This window comes from Desulfurococcus sp. (assembly GCF_049970475.1).
Classification (GTDB): Archaea; Thermoproteota; Thermoprotei_A; order Sulfolobales; family Desulfurococcaceae; genus Desulfurococcus; species Desulfurococcus amylolyticus.
Genome location: NZ_JBMFMW010000095.1, coordinates 1 through 4,263, shown reverse-complemented (window position 1 = coordinate 4,263; position 4,263 = coordinate 1). Strand labels below are relative to the sequence as shown.

At 46.2% G+C, this 4,263-nt stretch carries 3 protein-coding genes and 2 pseudogenes; 3 read left to right on the top strand and 2 right to left on the bottom strand.

Translation table 11 applies throughout. The annotated features are described in order from the left end of the window. Positions 1-201, bottom strand: a pseudogene (locus ACP5N5_RS05840) (ACT domain-containing protein); the annotation flags it as partial. Positions 202-330: 129 nt separating this feature from the next. Here ACP5N5_RS05840 and ACP5N5_RS05835 point away from each other — a divergent pair. From ACP5N5_RS05835 to ACP5N5_RS05825, 3 genes are read left to right on the top strand one after another with little or no spacing between them, the layout of a single operon-like run. Next, entirely contained in the window at positions 331-2,073 is a 1,743-nt protein-coding gene (locus ACP5N5_RS05835; protein ID WP_428133852.1) for an ABC transporter substrate-binding protein, read from the top strand. 5 nt (positions 2,074-2,078) lie between these two features. Further along, entirely contained in the window at positions 2,079-3,044 is a 966-nt protein-coding gene (locus ACP5N5_RS05830) for an ABC transporter permease (RefSeq protein WP_428133849.1), read from the top strand. Then, the gene (locus ACP5N5_RS05825) at positions 3,041-3,958 is read left to right on the top strand and encodes an ABC transporter permease (RefSeq protein ID WP_428133846.1); all 918 of its coding nucleotides are present in this window, start codon (positions 3,041-3,043) and stop codon (positions 3,956-3,958) included. Before ACP5N5_RS05830 ends, ACP5N5_RS05825 begins: the two co-directional genes overlap by 4 nt. Before the next feature lie 113 nt (positions 3,959-4,071). Here the strand turns inward: ACP5N5_RS05825 and ACP5N5_RS05820 are convergent. Then, positions 4,072-4,263: pseudogene (locus ACP5N5_RS05820) on the bottom strand (OPT family oligopeptide transporter); the annotation flags it as partial.

Below are 4,263 nucleotides of genomic sequence, written 5' to 3'. Positions count from 1 at the left end.
ACTGCTCCTGCTGCGCAGTAGCGACATTTTAATGGAACTAGGTGTACATGATACCCCATACTCCTCTCTGATAACTTCGGCAAGCCTCTCCGATAGCTTGCTATAGTTCACGTATCCATTACTCAATGCTTCCACTAGGCATGGATCGCTCTCGACGATCTCCCTCACAATGTTGCTTACACTCGTGTTTCCCCTGGGCATGGCACCACCTACGACTAAATGTAACAAATATATTCCAAAATGTAACACTTCTTTTTAAAATGTTTCATATATGTAAAAAAGTTTTTATCTCTGTTCCATGAAGCCTTTTCTAACCATTGGTGGATAACTATGAATGCCAGGGGTACAATTGTCAAAGCCGTACCAGTAATAGTGGCTTTACTACTGGTTGCACCATCAGTCAGCACAGTATCTACTGCGCAGTCCCAGAGCGTTTTCAGGGTAGGGTGGGGCGGTACCTCGCTAGATACATTCAACCCGTTTACAACCTATGCACAGATATCAACATGGATAACCCTTGACATCTATAGCAGGTTGGTAAGGGTCTCCAGTAATTATTCAACATATATCCCGGACCTGGCTGCTTCATGGGAGGTTATCGGTGGAGACACCGTTAGATTCCATCTTGTAACCAATGCAACATTCCACGATGGAGTACCGGTCACGGCTTCCGATGTAGAGTACAGCTTCCACCTAGCTAGTGAACCATGGTCATCCAGGGCGGCGAACGTCAAGATCGTTGAATCTATAAGAGTCATAGATAACTACACCATAGACTTCACCGTATCATCTATACCGTTATTCTTTGCCCTTGCAGCCAGCAATATACCAATAGTGCCGAAGCATATATGGAGTAATATAAGTGATCCATCAACATATAGCGGGTACCCACCCATAGGTTCCGGCCCCCTCAGGCTCACCGAGTACAAGGAGGGACAATACGTTGTGCTGGAGCCGTATAACAGGTTCTACTATCCATGGTATCTACCTAGGGTAGACCGGATCATAGTTAAATTCTACCCCGATGTAACCAGTGCAGCCAACGCGCTGATAGCCGGGGACATAGATGCTGTTGGACCCTATATCCCGATGGCGATGCGTAATGTCCTCGTGAACAACCCGGGGTTCAAGGTGTTTACATCCCCTGGGACAACATACTTCTACATAGCATTCAACGTGGACCCCAATGGAACAGGTAATCCAACCCTGAAGGACTTGAATGTTAGAAGGGCCCTAGCCTATGCTACAAATGTAACTTACGTCTGTGATACAGCGTGGCACGGGTATTCAAAGCCGATAGCTTCTGTTCTCCCAACCTCGAATATATATTATAACCCGAACCTCAAACCCTACGAGTTCGATCTTAACAGGGCAGCAGAAATACTGGATCAAGCCGGCTACAAGCTGGGCCCTAACGGTGTAAGGGCTTCCAGCAATGGTGTTCCGCTCTCATACACTATACTCGTGCCCAGCAAGTTCCCCGAAGCAGTTAACGCGGCACAGGTAATCGCGAACTGGTGGAAGCAAATAGGCGTCAACGTGGAGATCAAGACGATGGATACTGGTAGCATGAGCGCCATTATATGGAATAATGTGAATGGAGTTGTCAGGCTTGGACACGATATAGATATATGGGACTGGATAGTAAGCCCCAACGATGTATCACAATTCGACGTGTTTGCAACCGGGCGCACCCTCACAGGAGTCTCCGATTCAGGGTACAGTAACCCCGAGTATGATTCCCTCTATGAGAAAATATATAATGCGTCAAGTATGGATGAGATCAAGAATATAGCGTGGATGCTCCAGGAGATACTGTACAACGACCTACCATACATACCTCTCTGTGAAATAGAGGCTGTACAAGCACACTCAGTGAAATTCGCTGGCTTCGACTACGGGTGGCCTGGCGGGCCATTCGGAGGTGATGACTGGCGTACATTTCTCAACGCAACGCCCGTAGCCACTACTACAGCCCAGGGTGACAACAGCGACTACCTAGTGATAGGTGTAGTAGCAGGAGTTATCGCGGTGGTTGCAATAGTGGTCTTAATTAATAGATTCAGGAGGTGATACCTGTGAACACCACGTTCCTTACTAGAAGGGCTTTTTCAAGCGTTCTCTCCATCTTCATATTACTATCTATATCATTCATTCTTTTCAGGCTTCTCCCAGGCGACCCTATTTCCCTGATGTTCAGGGATCCACGGTTGACCCAGGATCAATTAGTTTACCTCAGGGAGAAATTCGGGCTCAATAAGCCGCTGTGGGAGCAGTACTTCATTTACTTATGGAATACCGTGAGAGGAGATTTAGGCATCTCATTCTACTATAAGCAACCAGTAACTGAGATACTATTAGAGAGGATCGTAAACACACTGATGCTCCTTATACCTGCAACAATAGTGTCTATACTGCTTGGAGTACTAACCGGCGTGGTATCAGCTTGGAGGCATGGTAGTTTAGTTGACAAAGTAGTCAGCGGATCGGCGCTAGTATTATACACTCTTCCAACCTACTGGCTTGGAGGATTACTAATACTGGCCTCAATAAACTACCTTCATCTCCCAGTTACCGGTATGCGTGACTATGGCGTACACTACTCCTCAATGCTTGAACACCTATACGACCTGGCATCCCACATGATACTACCATTCATAACCCTTGTCCTCGTGAACTACGGTGGCTTCACATTGCTAGTCAGGGCATCAATGCTTGACGTGTTGGGCGAGGACTATATCAGGACATACTATGCAGTTGGCTTCAGGGAGGGAAGAATACTCTTCAAGTACGGGTTGAAGAATGCCATGCTTCCAACTCTCACAGCTATATCTATAGCGATAGCTACCTCGGTTTCAGGTGCTGTACTCACCGAGACTATTTTCGCATGGCCAGGCGTAGGAAGGCTAATATATGAAGCCGTATATAATAGGGACTACCCGCTTCTCCAAGGAGCCTTCCTCGTAATAGCCGTCTCAGTTGTACTAGCCAACCTCATAGCAGACCTATTATATGGATTGATTGATCCAAGGGTGAGAACATGACCACGGGTGGAAGCGGTAACAGGTTCGCTACTAGTTTAACAGTATTAGCGAAAGACATGCTATGGGAAATAGTATCGATCACCAGGAGGAATAGTAGTATCAAAATAGGTTTAACAATAATACTGGTATACATAGTGTTAACAGCCCTCGCACCCTATATCACGAGTTATCGACCAGAGGATACTGATCCATCCAGTATATTCCAGCCGCCAAACAGTAAGCACTGGTTTGGAACAGATGAGATGGGCCGCGACTTATTCACCTTGAATATTTACTCGATAAAGACCTCGCTGATAGTTGGCTTGTCAGCAGCAGCTATAACAGCTATAATTGGGCTGGTCGTAGGCCTGATCTCAGGCTATTACGGGGGCTTAGTAGATGAGGTGTTAATGCAGGTCGTGAACTTCCTCTTAACGATACCTTCAATAGTGTTAATGATCGTGATCGGCTCCATTATCGGGTCAAGCATAGCTTCGGTGATACTGATAATAGGCTTGCTGAACTGGAGCCCTATAGCACGTGTGGTTAGATCAATCGTGTTATCGCTGAAGGAATGGGCGTATATAGAGGCGGCTAGATCCCTCGGTGCATCTAATTCCTGGATAATAATAATAAGGCACATCCTTCCAGCAGTAATCCCTGTGACAATAGCTAATACAGTGCTCTCTGTTTCAACCGCGATATTCTCGCATGCAGCACTAGTGTTCATGGGTGTTGGGAGTATTGGCGACTGGAACTGGGGGTTAATCCTATATAACGCATACACCTCAGGAGCGCTTGCAGCAGGCATATGGTGGTACTTCATACCACCTGGAACCATGCTGGTCGCATTAGCGTACTCCATAATGCTGATAGGAAACGGGCTAGAAAAGGAGTTTAACCCAAGGCTCCCGCAAACCAGTTCCCAGCATTAAAGCAATCACCCTTTCCTAAAATACAGGGTCTGTAAAGCAAAGGGAATCCAAGCCCTCAAGGACTAGGTTGGATTAAAATATTTTGCAAAGTTGAAAAAATTTATTGAATGAGATCACTTGGTCACCTTCTTAAGACCCGTTCTAAAGAGCCAAGCCATTACTAATATTAGTAGTATGAATCCTAGTATGTCGCTGGTAAATGGCGTTGCCAGGGATACCCCACTCACTATTAGCCCTGCAAGCACTATGCCCGAAATTGCTTCACCAGCTATTAAACCAGCTGCACCAATTGTACCATAATCAAC